General features: G+C 38.8%; 17 protein-coding genes. 5 read left to right on the forward strand and 12 right to left on the reverse strand.

Going from position 1 to position 19,754, the window contains the following annotated elements:
- Window positions 1-370 precede the first annotated feature (370 nt).
- Genes dmpG through AC1M86_RS07610 form a run of 3 tightly spaced genes read right to left on the reverse strand, consistent with a single transcriptional unit; the run spans window position 371 to window position 3,121 of the window.
- Window positions 371-1,390, reverse strand: a complete 1,020-nt coding sequence (gene dmpG, locus AC1M86_RS07600; RefSeq protein WP_092767099.1) for a 4-hydroxy-2-oxovalerate aldolase — start codon at window positions 1,388-1,390, stop codon at window positions 371-373.
- An 11-nt stretch (window positions 1,391-1,401) separates the two neighbouring features.
- Complete coding sequence (locus AC1M86_RS07605) at window positions 1,402-2,298, reverse strand: acetaldehyde dehydrogenase (acetylating) (protein WP_035267137.1); 897 nt, start codon at window positions 2,296-2,298, stop codon at window positions 1,402-1,404.
- A gap of 25 nt (window positions 2,299-2,323) precedes the next feature.
- Window positions 2,324-3,121, reverse strand: a complete 798-nt coding sequence (locus tag AC1M86_RS07610; protein ID WP_180028836.1) for a 2-keto-4-pentenoate hydratase — start codon at window positions 3,119-3,121, stop codon at window positions 2,324-2,326.
- A 543-nt stretch (window positions 3,122-3,664) separates the two neighbouring features.
- On the opposite strand from AC1M86_RS07610, the gene AC1M86_RS07615 reads away from it, so the two are divergent.
- Entirely contained in the window at window positions 3,665-4,366 is a 702-nt protein-coding gene (locus tag AC1M86_RS07615) for an SIMPL domain-containing protein (protein WP_481607659.1), read from the forward strand.
- 51 nt (window positions 4,367-4,417) lie between these two features.
- Here the strand turns inward: AC1M86_RS07615 and AC1M86_RS07620 are convergent, their stop codons facing one another.
- Together AC1M86_RS07620 and AC1M86_RS07625 are read right to left on the reverse strand one after the other, a co-directional pair.
- Window positions 4,418-5,512, reverse strand: coding sequence for a fatty acid desaturase family protein (locus tag AC1M86_RS07620; protein WP_179997864.1), 1,095 nt, complete (start codon window positions 5,510-5,512; stop codon window positions 4,418-4,420).
- Between the two features lie 12 nt (window positions 5,513-5,524).
- Window positions 5,525-6,595 carry a flavin reductase family protein gene (locus tag AC1M86_RS07625; protein ID WP_481607660.1) on the reverse strand — a complete coding sequence of 357 codons (1,071 nt, stop codon included), beginning with the start codon at window positions 6,593-6,595 and terminating at the stop codon, window positions 5,525-5,527.
- Window positions 6,596-6,734: 139 nt separating this feature from the next.
- Here AC1M86_RS07625 and fabR point away from each other — a divergent pair, with 139 nt between their 5' ends.
- Entirely contained in the window at window positions 6,735-7,415 is a 681-nt protein-coding gene (fabR, locus tag AC1M86_RS07630; RefSeq protein WP_035267148.1) for an HTH-type transcriptional repressor FabR, read from the forward strand.
- A 43-nt stretch (window positions 7,416-7,458) separates the two neighbouring features.
- Here fabR and AC1M86_RS07635 read toward each other — a convergent pair whose 3' ends face one another.
- The gene (locus tag AC1M86_RS07635) at window positions 7,459-9,165 is read right to left on the reverse strand and encodes an AMP-binding protein (RefSeq protein ID WP_035267149.1); all 1,707 of its coding nucleotides are present in this window, start codon (window positions 9,163-9,165) and stop codon (window positions 7,459-7,461) included.
- Between the two features lie 318 nt (window positions 9,166-9,483).
- Between AC1M86_RS07635 and AC1M86_RS07640 the strand changes: the two genes are divergently transcribed.
- The gene (locus AC1M86_RS07640; protein ID WP_481607661.1) at window positions 9,484-10,686 is read left to right on the forward strand and encodes an iron-containing alcohol dehydrogenase; all 1,203 of its coding nucleotides are present in this window, start codon (window positions 9,484-9,486) and stop codon (window positions 10,684-10,686) included.
- A gap of 79 nt (window positions 10,687-10,765) precedes the next feature.
- Window positions 10,766-11,569: an enoyl-CoA hydratase-related protein gene (locus tag AC1M86_RS07645; RefSeq protein ID WP_481607662.1), complete on the forward strand. Its 804-nt coding sequence runs from the start codon at window positions 10,766-10,768 to the stop codon at window positions 11,567-11,569.
- A gap of 29 nt (window positions 11,570-11,598) precedes the next feature.
- Here AC1M86_RS07645 and rapA read toward each other — a convergent pair whose 3' ends face one another.
- The 6 genes from rapA to thiE all read right to left on the reverse strand — a co-directional run bounded on the left by rapA (window position 11,599) and on the right by thiE (window position 18,618).
- A complete protein-coding gene (gene rapA / locus AC1M86_RS07650; protein ID WP_481607663.1) occupies window positions 11,599-14,436 on the reverse strand; it encodes an RNA polymerase-associated protein RapA in 2,838 nt (945 codons plus the stop codon).
- Between the two features lie 202 nt (window positions 14,437-14,638).
- Window positions 14,639-15,283 (reverse strand): RluA family pseudouridine synthase, encoded by a 645-nt coding sequence (locus AC1M86_RS07655; RefSeq protein ID WP_481607664.1) that lies wholly within the window; start codon window positions 15,281-15,283, stop codon window positions 14,639-14,641.
- A gap of 160 nt (window positions 15,284-15,443) precedes the next feature.
- The gene (locus AC1M86_RS07660; RefSeq protein WP_481607698.1) at window positions 15,444-16,154 is read right to left on the reverse strand and encodes a phosphopantetheine-binding protein; all 711 of its coding nucleotides are present in this window, start codon (window positions 16,152-16,154) and stop codon (window positions 15,444-15,446) included.
- 7 nt (window positions 16,155-16,161) lie between these two features.
- Window positions 16,162-16,578 carry a GlcG/HbpS family heme-binding protein gene (locus AC1M86_RS07665; RefSeq protein ID WP_035267160.1) on the reverse strand — a complete coding sequence of 139 codons (417 nt, stop codon included), beginning with the start codon at window positions 16,576-16,578 and terminating at the stop codon, window positions 16,162-16,164.
- Window positions 16,579-16,667: 89 nt separating this feature from the next.
- Window positions 16,668-17,966 (reverse strand): glutamate-1-semialdehyde 2,1-aminomutase, encoded by a 1,299-nt coding sequence (hemL, locus tag AC1M86_RS07670; RefSeq protein ID WP_481607665.1) that lies wholly within the window; start codon window positions 17,964-17,966, stop codon window positions 16,668-16,670.
- A gap of 31 nt (window positions 17,967-17,997) precedes the next feature.
- Entirely contained in the window at window positions 17,998-18,618 is a 621-nt protein-coding gene (gene thiE / locus AC1M86_RS07675) for a thiamine phosphate synthase (protein WP_481586403.1), read from the reverse strand.
- 843 nt (window positions 18,619-19,461) lie between these two features.
- Between thiE and AC1M86_RS07680 the strand changes: the two genes are divergently transcribed.
- On the forward strand, window positions 19,462-19,659 hold the full coding sequence (locus AC1M86_RS07680; protein WP_481588997.1) for a hypothetical protein: 198 nt from the start codon (window positions 19,462-19,464) through the stop codon (window positions 19,657-19,659).
- Window positions 19,660-19,754: the final 95 nt, after the last annotated feature.

The following is a 19,754-nucleotide window of genomic DNA, read 5'->3' on the forward strand; positions in this document are numbered from 1 at the left end:
TGATGAGCATATTGCTAAATTGTGCACTCTGAAGAAATCAGACTAGAGTCTAAAAAAAATTTAGACTTTTCCGATGAAAAACAATACTTTAAAAACTCTCATTGTTATAAACAATTAATAATAGCTCAGTAACTAAGCAAATTAACTTTTACTATGGATAATTTATTATATTTTAATATCTTACAAATTAACCCAAAAGCATTTTGCCATTTTATTTAATAGTTTTTAAGTTTAACAATCACGATACGCTCTACACCAAATCACTCAATATAAGCACCCAAACATCTCACGCAATTGTTTTTTTATATGTATCTTTTCTAAATTCATAAAAAAAGCACTCCTAAGAGTGCTCTTTCAAATCACTTTTAAATTATGCGTTAAGTTCTTTTGCTTTAGCCATAGTCAAAGCTAGATCTTCAATCATGTCTTCCTGACCACCAACAGTACCACGGCGACCAAGCTCCATTAAGATTTCACGCGCAGATACGCCATATTTCGCTTCAGCACGTTTAGCGAACAATAGGAATGAAGAGTAAACACCCGCATAACCTAAAGTAGCTGCATCACGGTCTGCACGAATTGGGTTGTGCATCATTGGAATCACGAGATCTTCAGCAACATCTTGTACTTTGAACAAGTCAACGCCTGTGTCCATACCCATACGATTTGCAACAGCGATGAACAATTCAAGTGGTGTGTTACCTGCACCCGCACCGAGACCTGCAGATGCCAAGTCAACACGTACCGCGCCTGCTTCAACAGCAGCAACAGTATTTGATACACCCATACCTAAGTTGTGGTGACCGTGGAAACCCAACTCAATGCTTGGGTCCAAGTGTTGACGTAAGTGTCCAACGCGATCAATTACATCTTGAGGAAGCATGTAACCTGCTGAGTCAGTCACATAAATACAGTTTGCACCGTAAGACACCATCTTCTTCGCTTCTTCTAAAAGACGCTCTGGAGATGCCATGTGAGCCAACATTAAGAAGCCCACTGTGTCCATTTCTAATTTACGCGCAGCGGTGATGTGCTGTTCAGAACAGTCAGCTTCAGTACAGTGAGTTGCAACACGAATCGTTGATACACCGATTTCATGTGCCATTTTCAAGTGGTCAACCGTACCGATACCAGGAAGAAGAAGTGCAGAAACTTTTGCATTCTTCATACGCGGTACAACAGCAGACAAGTATTCTTCGTCAGTCGCAGCAGCAAAACCGTAGTTTACTGATGAACCACCAAGGCCGTCACCGTGAGTGACTTCAATTAATGGTACGCCTGCATCATCAAGTGCTGTTGAAATTGCAATCATTTGCTCAACAGTCGTTTGATGGCGCTGCGGATGCATACCATCACGTAAAGTCATATCATGAACAATAATCTTAGACATGCGGTTGCTCCTTAAGCTTCTTCTTTGTTGAATACGTGTTCAGCAAACATTTCTGCTGTACGAGCAGCTGCAGCTGTCATAATGTCGAGGTTACCTGCATATTTCGGCAAGAAATCACCCAAACCTTCTACTTCCAAGAAGATAGAAACACGGTTACCATCAAAAATTGGACCATTTACAAGTTTGTAACCTGGTACATATTTTTGCACTTCTTTAATCATCGCGTGAACTGATTCAGTGATCGCAGCTTGATCTGGCTCACCTTCAACAAGACAGTGTACTGTGTCACGCATCATAAGTGGTGGCTCAGCAGGGTTAATGATGATGATCGCTTTACCTTTTTTCGCACCACCAACTTTCTCAATAGCACCCGCAGTTGTACGTGTGAATTCGTCGATGTTTTTACGTGTACCAGGACCTACAGATTTTGTAGACACAGTCGCGATGATCTCACCATATTCAACAGGTTGAACACGTGAAACTGCTGCAACCATAGGAATTGTCGCCTGACCACCACACGTTACCATATTCACGTTAGGCACTTCACCTTCTGCAAGTAAAGCTTCTAAGTTCACAGGTGGAACACAGAAAGGACCAATTGCAGCAGGTGTTAAGTCAATCATCAGTACACCAAGTTCATTTAACTTGCGGCTGTTTTCAGCATGTACATATGCAGACGTTGCATCAAAAGCAATTTTGATATCATCTTCAATGACGTGAGGAAGAAGACCATCAACCCCTTCTGCAGTGGTTTTTAAACCCATTTTCGCAGCACGAGCAAGACCTTCAGAAGTAGGATCGATACCCACCATCCAAACTGGCTCTAACCATTCGCTACGTTGAAGTTTGTAAAGCAAATCAGTACCAATGTTACCTGGTCCGATCATTGCACATTTAATCTTTTTCATTAACGTACTCTCTCAAAATTCCGACTTATTCAGCAGCGAAAGCAGCAGTCACTGAACCAAAGCCTTCAATCTCAACTTTGAATTCATCACCTGGGTTTGCTACAACCATAGGGCCTAATGCACCTGTTAAAATAATGTCACCAGCTAACAATGGACGACCACGACGTACCATTTCATCAGCAAGCCAGACAGCTGCATTTAAAGGGTTTGCTAAGCAAGCCTTACCAACACCTTGAGACACGACTTCTTCACCACGTGTCATGATCATTTTACAATTCACTAGATCAAGGTTATCGAGTTTTACAGGACGTGAACCCAATACAAATGCAGCTGAAGATGCATTATCTGCGACAGTGTCAATCAAACTGATCTTCCAGTTTTCAATTCGACTATCCACCACCTCAACAGCAGGAAGTGCATAATCAGTCGCGCTGATAATGTCAGCATAAGTGTGTTTTTCTTTCGTTAAATCTTGTTTGATCACCAAAGCGATTTCCGCTTCTACTTTAGGTTGGATCAATAGACCTGCAGGAATCGCCTCTCCATCACCATAAGCCATGTCTGCAAACAGCATACCGAAGTCAGGTTGATCTACACCGAGTTGTGCTTGAACCACTTTTGATGTCAAACCGATTTTACGCCCAACTAAACGACGACCTTCTGATAAGGCACGCGCTGTATTCACTTCTTGTACAGCGTAAGCGATATCTACATCAGCAGCTTCACCACCCAACGTTGGGCGAATTGGTGCGATTGCACTTTGTGATAATTCAGCAGTTCGTAACGCTTGTGCTACTGATTCAACTACAGCAGAATTAGACATCAAGACTTCCTTCAACTTCATTCGATGATCTATTTGACCTTAGGAAATTGCTTGAAAACAATCTTCTAAAGGACAAATTCTTTTAGAGAGATACCTGCATCTCTGATGAGAGCTAGAATGGAAAAATCTTGACCTATATGCCAATACTTATTTTCTTTATGACAATAGTTTCAGACTATAAATAATTTATCAAATGAAGACACTATCTTATTGTTTTACATGTTTTTAAAATTTTATTATTTAAATATACAGAATGTTTAATCTATTTCTAATACTACTTATTAGACCATTGATAATAGAATTATCCATGAATTACAAATTATTAATGCACTAATCCAAAGACAAGTTATATTCTTTTATTGTTCAACTACAATTCAATTAAAATACATTTTAAAAGCCTTGTTAAGGCGACTTAAGTCGTAAAATCGGTGTTGAATATTACAATTGCTACTATCTCATCACCAAATAATCACATTTTTTCTCCATCAAAAAAGATTAGAATATTCTGTAGAATATTCATCAGGTGAAGATACAGAGATAACAATGAAATTATTAAAACTGCCACTATTGATATTAGCTACCGGGATTAGCTTTTCGGTACTTGCTGACACAGAACCTAAAACTAATATTATTAATCTTCAAGCAGACGCTTCTAAACAAGTCTCTAATGACGAAATGCACGCCATTCTATTTATTGAAAAAAGTAATAAACAGCCTGCACAACTTTCAACACAAATGACCCAATTGATGAATCAGGCCATCAACATCAGTAAAAAATACCCCCAAGTTAAGGTCGAAACAGGTTCTCAGACCACTTACCCTGTCTATGACAACAACAATTCAACAAAACTGAAGGAATGGCGCGGCCGCGCTGAAGTGAATATTGAAAGCAAAGATTTTAAAGCAGCGAGCCAATTAATTAGCGAGTTACAACAAAATTTTCAAACACAATCGATTAATTTCACTGTTTCCACTGAAAAACGAAAGCAGGTTGAAAATGAGTTATTGACTGAAGCCACGCAAAATTTCCAACAGCGCGCTCAGGTTCTCACTAAAGCTTGGAATCGTTCTAGTTATAACTTGGTTAACTTGAATATGAACACCAATAATTATTCACCAAGACCATTGGCCATGGCACGTGCCGCAATGGTTATAGAGAGTGCACCCGTTGCAGACTCACAAAATATGGCTGCTGGAGAATCAACAATCACAGTCAATGCAAATGGATCAATTCAATTAAAATAGTTTGCTATTAAAGTTCAAAAAGCCACTCAATAAGTGGCTTTTTTTTGTTCCTTACTTTTTAAATGGGAAGGCATATTTCACAATACGTCCCAAAACCTGACCATATTGTTTAAATAAACTCGCATTATTGTAATTCAAGCCGTATTTTTCACACACCGCTTTCACTTTAGGCCCCATTTGACGGTAACGTCGAGCAGGAATATCTGGATAAAGATGATGCTCAATCTGATGACTCAGATGCCCCGTCAGAATATGGAATCCTTCTGAACCTGTGAGGTTAGAAGACCCACGAATTTGACGCATATACCAATGGCCACGGCTTTCATTTTCTAAAACTGACTTCGGGAAAACTTCCACATCTTTGGTGAAATGACCGCAGAAAATAATACTGAATGTCCAAATGTTACGAATACCATTAGCGACTAAATTACCTGTTAAAACGGGTAATGCTGCAGGACCAGCGATGAGTGGGAAGAAAACATAATCTTTAAATAACTGTTTCCCCATTTTCTTTTTCATCGGGTTCAAACGTTGTTGAAATTCTTCTTTGGTCATGCGCCCTTTTAAGCGCTTACCAATTTCTAAGTTCTGAATCGCTACACCCCACTGGAATAACAAACAGAATGGAATACTGTAAAGTGGTTGTAATAAATATCCTTTTTTCCAGCGTTGCTCTGGGAACAAACGAAGAATTCCATAACCAATATCATCATCCATACCTTTAATATTGGTATAGGTATGGTGTTTGTAGTTGTGGGTTTGGCGCCAATCATCAGATGTGCCGACGATATCCCATTCGTAAGTTGTCCCTTTAAATTTAGGGTCGTTCATCCAATCATATTGACCATGCATCACATTATGGCCCAACTCCATGTTTTCCATGATTTTGGCAAAACCAAGCAAGCCTGTGCCTAAAAGCCATGCTGGAGGAAACCAGCCAGCAAATAAGCATGCACGTCCAAGGATTGAACTGTAGCGAATCGCTGCATACACTCGCTTAATATACTTTTCGTCTTTTTCACCTAAATCATCAAGAACTTCCTGCTTAATTGCATCAAGTTCACGTGCGAGTTCATCAAGTTGTGCATCAGTGAGTTCACGATTTTTTGGGTTTTTGAAATATTGTGCTTGAACTGGCATATTCATGATTATTCTCGCTTATAGGTCGATAGTGAGATCAGACTGAGCTGAATTGATACAGATTTTGAGCAGATTTCCAGGCTCAGTATTTTCTGCACCATTGACGAGGTTTTTAGTTGCACCTTGCGCTTTATGGCATGCACATTTATTACATACCCCCATGCGGCAACCGTGCTGTGGGCGAATATTTTGTTGCTCTAAACTTGCAAGTATTGATTGTCCCTTTGGAATCGTGACGACCTTATTTGATTTCGTAAGTGTGACCTGAACAAAACCAGTCTCATCACTAATGAATGGTTCAACACTAAATGCTTCACCTTTAAATTTATGAACACGATTATCAGTTAGTTGTTCAGCAAGTTGCACAAATCCTGCTGGACCGCATGCATAAACCGTATATTGATCTAAGGATTCGATAGCCGTTAAATGAGAATCCTCTAAACGGGAATCAGCCTCTTCATCTTGAGTGGTAAAAAATTCAACATTAAAATTTGAGTGTTGATTCGCCAAAGCAATCAACTCTGTTTGAAATGCTAAATCTTCTGTTTTTTTTGCCCAGTACATCAATTTAACTGGCTGAACTAATTTTTTTTCTTGCTGCAATAATGCCTTGATTAAGCTGTACATTGGAGTAATACCACTCCCTGCGGCCAGCATTAATAGAGGTGTATTTACACTTCCAAGTGTCATATCTCCATAGGGTGCACCAAACTCAACAATATCGCCTACCTCAGCCATATCGTTAATCCAAGAACTGACTACACCCTGATCGACTTTCTTAGCAGTCAACAATACATGTTGAGTGTCGATTTTGGTCAAACTATAGGTACGTTCAAAACAACGACCTCGTGTCGTGACAATAACTGGATGATGTTGCCCTGCTTCACCAAACTGAAATTTTCGATTAACCGCAATTTTTAAGCTGACCGTATCATTTGCAACTTGTGTACGTTCAACAATTTTGCCTAATGATTGATTCACCGACCAAATTGGATCGATCTTTTGCAACCAAAAATTGGCAGCATTCGGATCAAATACAGCATTTACTGCGGATCTAATCAAATTTTTAGGTGGCTTAACTGCTTGCATTATGGGCTCATCACAGTGGGTTTAGAATTATTATACACATGTATATATATTTGTATAGACACTTGTATATCATCTATTGATTTCCATATCCTGACACAGAGCGATATAATGCAACTCTAAATGTAAACTTCTGATATTTATGAGCAGCTCTACGATTACTCTTTCTCCTCTACATGCCAGTGAATCCGCATCCATTTTGGAGCATCCAACTGCACGTACAGTCGGAAGAAAAGCCACAATCACGAAAGAAGAATTATTCCAAGCTGCTCTCAACCTTATCGGACCTCAAAAAAGCATCGCATCTTTAAGCTTGCGCGAAGTTGCCCGTGAAGCAGGAATTGCGCCAAACAGTTTTTATAGACATTTTAAAGATATCGACGAACTTGCCATTGAATTGATTGATCGCTCAGGTATTGTTTTACGTCAAATCTTGCATCAAGCTCGCTTAAAAGCAGTTCGCAATTCAAGTATTGTGCGTAGTTCAGTTGAAGTATTTATTGAACAGTTAGATGCTGACGAAGGTAATCTAAGCCTGTTGTTACGTGAAGGTTATACTGGTTCTGCCTCTTATAAAGAGGCGGTTGAAAAACAGCTCAATTACTTTCAGCAAGAACTCATGGATGACCTTGTTCGTCTTGAGCAAAATAACCCTCATAAAATCAAGCACCCAGAATTGGCAGCTAAAGCGATTACCCAATTAGTATTCACTATGGGTGCTAAATTAATCAACATGCCACACGATGAAAGAAAAGTTGTAGCTGAACAAACGATGACGATGATCCGAATGATTTTAGAAGGCGCACGTCATCTGAAAGAATAAATACTGAGTGTAAAAAAAGCCCTTCAGTTGAAGGGCTTTTTTATTACTTTTCCCAAATAACTTCTTTATTTTGAGCAACCCAAGTTGGAATAAGGGCTTCGTACTTCGCCTCAATTTTATTACGCTTAATCTTCATAGTCGGCGTCAACATATCGTTATCCATCGTCCACAAATCCATGATGACCACAAAGAATGCAATTTTTTCATGCGGTTCAAGCTTTTCATTAATTTCATTCTTTAACTCAATTAATTTTGCTTCGATATCATCACGTTTATTATCTTGCTGTAATTTATTGCGAATTTCTTCTGCCAACATCACAAAGGCGATCGGCTGTTTATGGCTTGCACCACCAACACAGACAGATTCAATCATTTGGTTATTACCAATCTTTTGTTCAATTGGTACAGGCATTACATACTTACCTTTCTGAGTTTTAAAGATGTCCTTTACACGTCCAGTAATTTTTAGACGGCCAGTCGCATCAATTTCACCCATGTCACCTGTTCTTAAATAGCCATCCTCAGTCAAATCTTCAGCTGTTTTTTCTGGGTTTTTGTAATAACCCAACATGGTTCCTGGGCTTCTGACTAAAATCTCACCATTTTCATCAATCTTGCAGTCTACTCGTGCTTGAACATGTCCGACATATCCACTCATATATTCACCCATACGTGTGATATGCGAGTATCCACAGTTTTCTGTCATTCCATAAACTTCAAGCAACTCTAAGCCCAAATTACGATACCATTTAATAATATCTACGGGTAAAGGTGCAGAACCCGTTAAAGCATAACGAACATGATTCAAACCCAATTTTGCCAAGAGTTTTTGCTTAATCTTATTGCCCAAGAATGGGATTTTAAACAACACGTTTTGTACATTAAGCGGAATTTTTTCATTAATCCCCAAATAAAATTTAGTCCATAAACGTGGCACAGAAAAGAAGATCGTTGGTTTTGCACGATTAAGATCTTCAATAAATGTATCTAATGAATTAGCAAAATAAACGGTAAAACCACAAATCATCACGGATGATTGAATAAATACACGCTCTGCAACATGAGCTAGCGGCAAGTAAGATAAAGCACGATCTTTTTCTGAAACACCAAACGTAGATTTCAGCTCACTCGCAGGTGAGAGCAAGGTCTTATAACTTTGCATAACGCCCTTAGGTAGACCTGTACTGCCCGAGGTATAAATAATGGTCGCAAGCTCATCCTCGTTTGGAAAATAAGGCTCACTGGTTGGTGCTGTTTTCGCAGTGATTTCATCCCATGTTGGCGCATTATAGTCAGGTGCCAATGGCAATTTAATACAATGCATATCTTGCGGGATGATTTGTTTCACATCGTTCCAACTGTCTCCAATACCATCCAGTTTACCGATAAACAAAGCCTTAGTTTCACTATGATCTAGAACATATTTGGTTCCTTCACCATTGAGAGTCGTATATAAAGGAACCGACACATGACCTGCCATCCAAATTGCAAGATCTGCCATAATCCAATGCGCACTATTTTTACCAAAAATTGCAATCTGAGAACGACCAGGCAAATTCAAAGATTGTAAATAAGCAGCCATTTTTTTGACTTGACTGGCCACTTCTCCCCAAGTGTATTTAATCACCTGACCATTTGGTAAAGGCTGAACCAAGAAATCTTGGTTTGGCGATTTCTTTTCCCAATACATTAAATAGTGAATATGAGTCGGTAAAAACTCAAATTGGTTGTTGTTCTGATTTACTTCCATGTGTAATGACTCCCAATAACGCATCATTGTTGTTATGTAATTACTCATAACCGAAAGCTGATTTAATCGTTTTAAACTCGTCCTGAGTTACTGATTGCCGAGTAAAAACTACAGCTTTACGATTTAAATTTTCGAATTATTTTCTATTTTCTATCATGAATTCTGATCAAAATCCAACCATTATTTTGCTCAGTTTAATAGCGCTATATTTTTGATAAAATTGTAATTTAAGACCAATGTGTTGATGATTATCGCCAATGTACTTGGACAATGATTATCCTATAACTAAATCAAACTCATGGATAGAGATTGATCATTATGGCTCAGATTGCCACTATTTTACGTGCAAAAACTCAACTCATGGCTGTCAAAGCCCTCACCCTTGCAATCCCAGTATCACATCCTCTCGTATTTGCGGGTGAAGATTCATCAATGCAATTGTGTGGCAATATTGCTCAGCTCGGCATGAAAAAAGTGATGATTGTGACTGATGCAGTATTGGTCAAATTAGGTGTCATACAACCCATTCAAGATCAATTACAGCACAATGGGATTGAAGTTGTTATTTTCTCTGATGTAAAACCTGATCCAACTTGTGAAATTGTCGAAAAATCTCTAGCACTGTTTAAAAATACCGCATGCGATAGCGTATTGGGTATAGGGGGTGGTTCGACGATTGATACAGCAAAAGTATTAGCGCTCGCAGCCGCAAACAATAAATCGCCTAAACAACTTTTTGGAATTTTAAAAAGCCGTAAACCTGCATATCCATTGTTCGTGATTCCGACCACCGCAGGTACAGGTTCTGAAGTTACCATTGCCGCAGTTATTTCAGACAGTGAAACTCATATTAAAGGCTTAGTTATTGATCCCAAAGTCGTTCCATTAGCAACTGCTTTAGATCCCGTCATCATGAAAGGCATGCCACCTGCTATCACTGCTGACACTGGTATTGATGCCCTTACTCATGCAATTGAATCGTGGGTAAGCGGATTCGCCAACAAACAATCAGATTATTACGCCAGTGCAGCCATGAAATTGATCATGGAAAATTTAAAAACTGCATTTGAAGATGGTCAGAATATTGCAGCACGTGAAGCAATGGCGCTCGGTTCTCATTATGCTGGCTTGGCAATGAATAGTGCTGGAATTGGCTATGTACATGCTTTAGCGCATCAATTAGGGACTCAATATCAAATCCCACACGGACGCGCTAATGCCATTATCTTGCCTCATGTTCTAGAATTTAATCGTAAAGCATCAGAAAAACGCTTAGCACTAGCAGCGAAGAAAATTGGTTTAAGCTCGTCACACACTTCGGATGAACAAGCCGCAAATATTTTCATTCAAAGCGTAAAGCAATTACTCAAAAATTTGAAAATCAATACTGAGATTCCGAATTTAAAAAAGCAAGATTTCCCAGAGATGATTAAATCTGCTTTTACTGAAGCCCATGGAATTTATGCCGTACCAAAATACATGAATTATTCAGATGCTGAGCAAATTTTAAATCGACTTTAATGCCAATAAGGCACGAATAAAAGCTCAGTATACAATCGTGCCTACTGAGCTTTTTTAATTTGCGACAAGGAATGCCGCCATGTTAAAAAATTTAGATTCACTAAACTCTTTTATTCATGTCACGATTGAGAATAGAATCCTGACCATCAAAATTGATCACCCCGAGCAAAAAAATGCTTTAACTGGGGAAATGTACAATGACATTGCAAAAATATTGGATGCGGCAGATCAATCTCAACAAGTGAATGTTGTGATTTTACAGGGTAACGAACATGATTTTACCGCAGGAAATGATCTGAAAGATTTTATGTCTGCCGCTCAAAAATATGTTGGTTTAGCCGCTGATGCTACACCACCATTTGTCTTCCTAAAAGCGATCGCAAGATTTTCTAAACCTATTATTGCTGCGGTACGTGGCTGCACTATAGGCGTTGGCGTCACTATGCTATTTCACTGTGACATGGTATACGCTCACCCCGATACAGAATTTCAAATTCCATTTGTAAGTTTGGGATTATCTGTAGAAGGTGGCACCAGCCTTCTTTTCACTGAGTTGGCTGGTTATCATATGGCTGCCGAATTATTGCTAACAGGTCGAAAATTTTCAGCGGAAGAAGCGCTAAAATGTCGAATCATCAATCAGATTTGCGAGCAACCTGAACAATTAGCTTTACAGCGAGCTCAACAGATGACTCAACTGCCAATGACCACGCTAAAAATTATTAAAAAACAAATTCGACCCGAGCAAGATCAAATTCAGAATTGTATTGTTCAGGAAGCTGAGGTTGTTGCAGAACGTTTAACATCGCCTGAAATGATTGAAGCCGTGATGGCTTTCTTACAAAAAAGAAAACCTGACTTCAATCAATTTCTGCAGTCCTAAAAAAGCACCCTAGGGTGCTTTTTTTTATTTTATGGCTTTACCACCACCAAGACTCGAATCGCTTCAGGCGTTACAGCTAAACCTTCTAAAAGGCTTAAGCCTTCTTTTTGAAGCTTCTGCAAACGTGCAATTTCATCTTCGCGAATACTTGGGTTAAATTGTTTCAAATAACTTAAACGATCAATTTCATATTGCCATTTATTGCTATAAATTTCTTTCGCTTGCTGTTTTAATTCAGGCAAAGCACCTTTTGCAATGTCTAAAGCTTGTGCATAACGTTGTTCAACGACATCACGACGTGCTTTCACCACTTGGCGACAACTATTACCGTCAAGATGATGTAAGTAGGGTTTCAAAATATCTGGTGCAATTTTAGCTGATAAATCTTGGCCTTTTTCACTTAATAACACACGAATCAATTGTGTTGGTAAACTCGCTGGCAAGTTCAATGCTTTCGGAGCAATCACATCCACTTTGAACCACACCTCAACTAAAACTGAACCTTGTGGTAAAGCTGCAGACTTCAATAACGCCACATTGGTACTACCGAACGATTGCGTATTGATCATTTCCATGACACTTTCAGTGAAAGGATGCTCAAGCGTTATGTATTGCGCATCTTCACGGATTTGAGCCTGATCACGATAGAACGTCACGGTCATGCCTTCCTCATCCAAAGTCAGACCTTGGACTTGCATTTGATCAGTAGGCTTAATAATCACCGTGCCATTACTTTGCTCATCAAAATCAATATTGGTTGACGCCATGAAGCGTTTCATAAACATTGGCAAAGTCGTATTGTCATCATACTCTTCGAGTGCTTGCACAATTTCTTGCGCAACCATTGGGCGACAAGAATTGTATTCCAATAAACGATCACGTCCTGCTTGTAGCTCTTGCTCTAAAGCTTCACGTTGCACACTTACAGCTTCAAGAAGATCTTCAAACGCTTGACCTTTATCAGCCAACAAGCAATCTTTAAGATCAACAATAAAGTTTTCTTGTAAGGTTTGCGCAGTTGGAGAAATATTGCTGAAAATATTTAATGCTTCATTGTACCAACGGAACATGCGCTCTTGTGCAGTGCCCACTAAATATGGCACATGAATCTGAATACGGTTTTCTTGACCAATACGATCAAGTCGACCGATACGCTGTTCAAGAACATCAGGGTTCGCTGGCAAATCAAATAGGATTAAATCTGAAGCAAACTGGAAGTTACGACCTTCTGAGCCAATTTCTGAACACAATAAAATCTGAGCACCATACGAATCTTCTGCAAAATAAGCAGCTGCTTGGTCACGCTCTAATAGACTCATGCCTTCATGGAACATTGCTGTACGGATCCCTGCATGGATACGTAATGCATTTTCTAAAGCTTCAACTACAGGCCCACTACGCGCAATGAGCAAGACTTTTTTATGCTTTAACTGAGTACGGAGCATTTCCATAATCCACGTTACACGCGGATCAGTTTCCATCCAAGCCCCGTCCAATTGCGCTTCTTCTGGCCACATTTGTTCACGAAGTTTACCATCCATCGACCATCCTTCTGGCGCAGGTAATGGTGCAGGCTGACAATCACGACCAGGGAAGCCTTGAATCGCTTCACGTGTATTACGGAATAGTACACGTCCCGTACCGTGACGATCTAACAATTCATGAATTGCACGGAAACGCTGTTCTGGCTCATCTTCAATCTTGTGACCCAATAACTGCTCAATTGCTTGGAAATGATCAGCTTCAAGAGGTTGATCCGACATCAGCACTTCTGCAATTTGAGCTGTTTGCTGATATTTTTCCTCTTCATCTAAGAAACGATCAAGCGAACTAAAACGTTGCGGATCGAGTAAACGTAAACGGGCAAAATGAGACTCGACCCCTAACTGTTCAGGCGTTGCAGTCAGTAAAAGTACGCCTGCAGTTTTTTCAGCAAATTCTTCAACAAGGTCATAGCGGTCATTACCACCTTCTTCTTCTGACCACATCAAATGATGTGCTTCATCCACCACAAGCAAATCAAAACCTGCTTCGAGCGCTTGCACACGTAAATCTTCATGGTCGATCATAAGATCAACAGACGCAATGATGCACTGTTCAGTTAAGAACGGATTCAATTCTGGATCATGTTCTTTGATCGAAGCAGTACGCGTTAAATCAAATAGCGAGAAATTCAAATTGAAACGGCGACGCATTTCAATCATCCACTGATATTGCAGCGAATCAGGAACTAAAACGAGGATGCGTTCAGAACGTCCTGTTTTAAGTTGCTGGTGTATGATTAAACCTGCTTCAATAGTTTTACCTAGACCAACTTCATCCGCCAATAAGACACGTGGAGCAAAGCGCTTACCTACTTCATGCGCGATATAAAATTGGTGAGGTATCAATCCAACACGAGCACCCACCATGCCACGTAATGGACTATTTTGCATATTAGCTTGCATTTGTAATGCTTCAATACGCAGGTCATACCATTCTTTATAATCAATTTGGCTTGCCAGTAAACGATCAAGTGGTTTAGACAATTGAATCGTCGCACCAACACGAGTTTCATTTAATGATTTACGTTCATCAGTACCATCTTGTAACTGACGAATGACGTTGTAACGAATAACGCCACCACGCTCTTCTAATGATTCGACTTTCCAGACGATGCCCTCTTGGTCTTGAAGCTCATCATTCACATTGAACACAATTCGAGATAAAGGTGCGTTACTACGTGCATAGACACGGGTTTCGTCACTTTTAGGAAAGAGGATACTAATTGATCGTTCATTTACATCAATCAAAACCCCTAAACCTAACTCTGTCTCTGTGTCTGATAACCAACGTTGACCAATAGCAAACTGCTGCAATTTTTCCACCTTATCTCAAGTTAGGACTGAAAACTTATGCTCAAACAGGAGATGATTTGAGCAAAATTTAACGTCTATAAGCAATATATTTTGACATAAAGCCCACCAAAAAGTGAGCAATATTTAGCACCGATCTATTTAATTGATCATATCCAAGATTTCATCATGATCAGATCATAAAATATTCGTATGCTGATTTAAAAATGTGTATTTAGAACGGCACTGGACAATGAAAGTTCAATCGTTCACCAGTAACAGGATGATTGAAACTTAACTGCTCTGCATGCAAACAGAGTCGATCTTTCAAAGCTTGTTGCGCTGGTGTTGCATACAAAGTATCCCCTACGATGGGATGCCCTAAATGCTGCATATGAACGCGAAGTTGATGTGCTCGACCTGTGATTGGCGTTAATTTTACGCGTGTCACCCACTGATCTTGAATTTGAAATTGTTCAACTGCTTCCCAATGCGTTAACGCTGCTTTATTGTGATGCGCATCTACGATATGCAATGGCGGACGCGATGGGTCGTAAATCACGGGGATGTCTACAGTTCCTTGACCTTTTACACATCCCGCGACTAGTGCTTGATAAGTTTTATCCGTTTCACGTTCTTGAAATTGGCGCGAGATCGATTTTTGACCTGCTTTGCTGAGTCCAAACACCAATAAGCCTGATGTATCACGATCTAAACGATGAATCAAAAGCGTACGCGGTTCTTCTTGAAGAAGACGATTGATAACGCAATCTTGAAGGTCAGACGTTTTGCCCGGAACAGAAAGTAATCCAGCTGGTTTGTGAATCACCATAAAATCTTGATCACGATGAATGAGATGTTCCTGAAGAAAATGACTCAAATTTCTATTCCTAGCAGATCGTGAAAACAAGGCGGCAATAATAGAAAGCTTAGCGATAAATTACAATCTTGAAATGGACAAACAGTGATGATTTTTCCGATATCTGATAGAAATTAAATCAATCTAACGATTCAAATGAATTAAGTTTTATTTTTGACATCTAGCAGTCTTTTCTCAGGATAGGAAGCAATTGAGAAAGTGTGCAATTTTGCACAAATGATTCAAAATCTATATGTGCGCCATTGGCTCTCCACAAGCCAATCAAACTCACCATTGCGACTGAATCTAAGCCATAGTTCCGTAAATCTTGAAATGGATCAATTTCTAAAATATCGAATTCGAGGTATTCAGCAATAGACAATAATATGCCCTTTTCAGAAAGAATAAATGAAGTCGGCGCACTTAATTCCAGCATTCGAATCATGGCAGAGGTATTCATATGATGAATACCTTGTTCTACATAGTTCTCAATCCACTGTAAATGTTGGCTCTTCGTTTCTAGATGAACAGCATCGTTCACCACACAAATTTGAGGAGTAATCGAAATGATATGCTGTAAAAGTTGTTTTATAGGTGAATTGATCATGCCAGAGACAATGAGTTGTTTCTTTTCTGCGAGTAATTCACCCAACTGCGCTACTTTAGAAAATGATTGCTGCTCTTCAATTTCAATCACTTCAATATCTAAAGCCTGAGCTTTTTTAATTAAGCGATTTAAATGAATTAATAATTCTTGATGTTGGTCATTGCTATATTCAGCTAAACGTTGAAATCCAAAAACCACCAAGACGCATTGTTCAGCTTGAATGGACCACTTTGCCAAACTCGCGCTGAGTTCAATTTTTTTGGGTGGTGTATAAAAATATGACATTGCCACTTTAATCAGCTAAAGCCAAGAAAACTTCAATGGCATGCAGCGCAATTTCAGCATCTTCAAAAGATTTAGCACCTGAAACTCCCACGGCTCCCACCAATTGCCCTTGATAAATAATGGGTTCCGCACCTTCTAACATTCCCGACAATGAGTGAACAGTCAGAAAACCCAATTGCCCATCTTTGATCAGCTCTTCAAAAATTTGAGATGGGTGGCGGCTCAAAGCTGAACATTTTGCTTTTTCAGCTGACAAATTCGCAGTCATCGGAGAGGCACCATCCATACGTTTCATTGCAAGTAAACTTCCAGTTTCATCTACAACAGAAATACTGACATTCAACTTTTTATCAATCGCATATTGTTGCGCACGCGTCAGTAAAAACTCCGCGTCTTCTAAAGTTAAATAATGTTTTAATTTCATTTCTATTTTAAGTCCGTGAATTTTATACGTGCAAAAAAGCCTACAGTATTTACACTGTAGGCTTATGTTAATAGATTTTCAAAAAAATTCTATTTTAAACGCGCAAATACATTCTTAGCTGCTTGAATAGTGAACGCAATATCCTCATCGGAATGCGCACTTGAGATAAAACCGGCTTCAAAAGCAGAAGGCGCTAAATTTACACCTTCATCCAACATGCCATGGAAGAATTTACGGAACATTTCAACATCGCATTTCAACATTGAATCAAAGCTTGTGATATCTTCTTGATCAGTGAAATACAATCCAAACATACCTCCAACCTGTTGAGTCTTAAATGGTATACCTGCTTCATCAGCGGCAGTCTGTAAACCAATCAATAACTTTTCGAGCTGTGCGGTTAGATTTTCATAGAAACCTGGTTGACGAAGATGTTTAAACATCTCAATCCCAGCTCTCATTGCCAGCGGATTACCTGACAAAGTTCCCGCTTGATAAACTTTACCTAGAGGTGCAATACATTCCATCACTTCGCGCTTACCACCAAATGCGCCTACAGGAAGACCTGCACCAATAATTTTACCTAGCGTAGTTAAATCAGGTGTAACGCCGTAGTGTGCTTGAGCTCCACCTAATCCCACACGGAATCCAGTCATCACTTCATCAATAATGAATACTGAACCATGCTCATCACACACATCTCGAATGGCTTGCAAGAATCCATCAATTGGTTTGACCAAGTTCATGTTACCTGCAACAGGTTCAACAATAACACCCGCAATTTCGGAACCAAACTTAGCAAAACATTCTTTTAAAGTCGCAATATCATTGTATGGAAGCGTTAATGTATGTTTTGCAAAATCAGCAGGAACACCCGCAGATGTCGCCTCGCCTTCACCACTTGTGAGTAGACCAGAACCTGCTTTCACTAAAAGTGAATCTGAGTGACCATGGTAACAGCCCTCAAACTTAACAATCTTGTCACGACCTGTATACCCACGTGCAAGTCGAATCGCAGTCATTGTTGCTTCTGTCCCTGAGTTGGTCATACGTACCAATTCAATCGACGGCATAATTTCACAGATAATATCTGCCAATGTCGTTTCATGCACCGTAGGTGCACCAAAACTTAGACCATCAACAGCGGCGTCTTGAACAGCTTTAATAATCGCAGGGTGTGCATGTCCTAAAATCATTGGTCCCCATGAACCCACATAATCTACATAGCGTTTGCCATCTACATCATACAGGTAGGCACCTTGAGCTTTTTCAATAAATACCGGCGTACCGCCTACACCATTAAAAGCACGTACTGGTGAATTCACACCACCAGGAATATGTTTGCTGGCTTGTTTAAATAGTTGTTCTTGCTTAGGAGATAAACTCATGAAAATCACTCAACTCAAAAAAGTAAAAAATTTAAGCTTGTTTAGCAAATAGCTCTGACCAGTCGTAAACACGTTGACCAACAGTTGACATAGACCGACCCAATACATCGCTAATGACAGCACAAAGATCTGCTCCGGCAGCAATCACTTCAGCGCCATTTTCAACCGTCAAACCTCCAATCGCGCAAATAGGTACATTTAATTTTGCTTTTGCAGCTTTTAATGTTTCTAAACCAATATTACCTGCTTCAGGTTTGCTTTGTGTCGCATAAATTGCGCCAAATGCTACATAATTTGCGCCGTCTGCGATCGCTTGCTCAGCTAGTTCAATAGAATTATTACAACTACGTCCAATTAAGACGTTTTTTGGCAATCTTTCCACAGCCTCTTGGATTGAACCATCATCTTGACCAAGATGCACACCCACGCCATATTTGACTGCGGCCTCTAAATCATCATTGATGACAAAAGGAACCTTATATTGATTACACATATTCTTCATGTATTCAATTTCATAAGCTTGATCTTCTTTCGCAACGTTTTTACGACGATACTGAAGTACTGCAACTTCATAAGTTGCCATCGCTCCTTCAAGCTTTGCTAATAGAAGTTCAATAGGATCATCGTTGGTGATTAAATACAAACCGCGCATAAAGAATAACTCTAGGCAAATACTAAAAATTTAAAACATTATAGGACAAAGCCTTGGAAGAACACATTGATAAAATGTAGAAATTAACAGGCTCTATTGTTGACTAAGCGTGTTCAAGATATTGATTGAAATGAATTTGAGAAATTTAATCCAAGAAAAATTGGCTCCAATACGCTTGAATATATTCCATCTAGTTCTTCGAAAGACACACTTAAGTACATAAAGGAAATTTGCGAAAAAAGAGATATGTTGCCTGCGAAGGAGCCTATACCTGGCATTAGTTATAAACGAATCAGTATGAAAACACCTTTTGGCATGTTATGTACAGCAAATGACTAAGAGATTCCCTTTTAAGATTAGGAGGAAAATAAAATATTATTAAAAATCATAAGTTTATGTGTAAAAATAATAGTAAGGACTTAGTAAATGTAATTATTGAAAAGTAAATAACGATTTATCTAATTAAACCACTTTCAGTGAAAATTTTCTGACACGAGTAAAGAAAGTCAAATTGAATTTATTTGTTTTAAAGAAAATTTAGTAAATATTTATTTTGATTTTGAAGAAATTTCGGTAGTACTAGATGGCAAAGACATTACGTCCGACTATCCAGTAAAGAAAATAGATAGCAGAAGAATATTTGAATTATACAAACCGCTTACATGTGTAAGGTGTAGTTAAAAAAGATGGTGTTGCACTTCAAATGCTAATCTAAGATTTATGAAAGAGATGTATATGTTCTAAAAAGTTCTTATTTGAAGAACAATACACCATATAATTGAATAATTCAGGATCTCAACGTAATATTATTTATATCCTAACCAATATTTATAGAAGAGAAAAATGGATCAATTAAAAAAAATAAATGATGATTTGCATCAAGCCGCTATATTATTAGACAGTATTCCTAGTAAGATTCAATCAGATCCATCACTAGAAAATAGAGAAAATATATTACTGATAGGAAAAGCTCTAAGTCATATTTTTGAACTCCAAAATAATATTTATAAAATTCGACCTGATTTAAAAAACTTAGGATGAGCTCTATTATGTTAAATAGTCGCATTTAATTATTTGATTCATCACTTAATCCATTCAATTCTATAAAAAAGTTATCATATGAGTTAATTATATCA

It is taken from the genome of Acinetobacter sp. ANC_7654 (assembly GCF_056779855.1).

What these genes read in the sequence shown, in the direction of transcription:
- dmpG (WP_092767099.1), bottom strand. Translation starts at nt 1,390, where the DNA reads ATGTCTAAGATTATTGTTCATGATATGACTTTACGTGATGGTATGCAT.
- AC1M86_RS07660 (WP_481607698.1), bottom strand. Translation starts at nt 16,154, where the DNA reads ATGTCATATTTTTATACACCACCCAAAAAAATTGAACTCAGCGCGAGT.
- AC1M86_RS07620 (WP_179997864.1), bottom strand. Translation starts at nt 5,512, where the DNA reads ATGAATATGCCAGTTCAAGCACAATATTTCAAAAACCCAAAAAATCGT.
- AC1M86_RS07635 (WP_035267149.1), bottom strand. Translation starts at nt 9,165, where the DNA reads ATGGAAGTAAATCAGAACAACAACCAATTTGAGTTTTTACCGACTCAT.
- hemL (WP_481607665.1), bottom strand. Translation starts at nt 17,966, where the DNA reads ATGAGTTTATCTCCTAAGCAAGAACAACTATTTAAACAAGCCAGCAAA.
- AC1M86_RS07605 (WP_035267137.1), bottom strand. Translation starts at nt 2,298, where the DNA reads ATGAAAAAGATTAAATGTGCAATGATCGGACCAGGTAACATTGGTACT.
- AC1M86_RS07625 (WP_481607660.1), bottom strand. Translation starts at nt 6,595, where the DNA reads ATGCAAGCAGTTAAGCCACCTAAAAATTTGATTAGATCCGCAGTAAAT.
- AC1M86_RS07615 (WP_481607659.1), top strand. Translation starts at nt 3,665, where the DNA reads ATGAAATTATTAAAACTGCCACTATTGATATTAGCTACCGGGATTAGC.
- AC1M86_RS07610 (WP_180028836.1), bottom strand. Translation starts at nt 3,121, where the DNA reads ATGTCTAATTCTGCTGTAGTTGAATCAGTAGCACAAGCGTTACGAACT.
- thiE (WP_481586403.1), bottom strand. Translation starts at nt 18,618, where the DNA reads ATGCGCGGTTTGTATTTAATCACCAACGATGATCCTATTGAACTTCTA.
- AC1M86_RS07680 (WP_481588997.1), top strand. Translation starts at nt 19,462, where the DNA reads ATGGATCAATTAAAAAAAATAAATGATGATTTGCATCAAGCCGCTATA.
- AC1M86_RS07645 (WP_481607662.1), top strand. Translation starts at nt 10,766, where the DNA reads ATGTTAAAAAATTTAGATTCACTAAACTCTTTTATTCATGTCACGATT.
- AC1M86_RS07640 (WP_481607661.1), top strand. Translation starts at nt 9,484, where the DNA reads ATGGCTCAGATTGCCACTATTTTACGTGCAAAAACTCAACTCATGGCT.
- fabR (WP_035267148.1), top strand. Translation starts at nt 6,735, where the DNA reads ATGAGCAGCTCTACGATTACTCTTTCTCCTCTACATGCCAGTGAATCC.
- AC1M86_RS07665 (WP_035267160.1), bottom strand. Translation starts at nt 16,578, where the DNA reads ATGAAATTAAAACATTATTTAACTTTAGAAGACGCGGAGTTTTTACTG.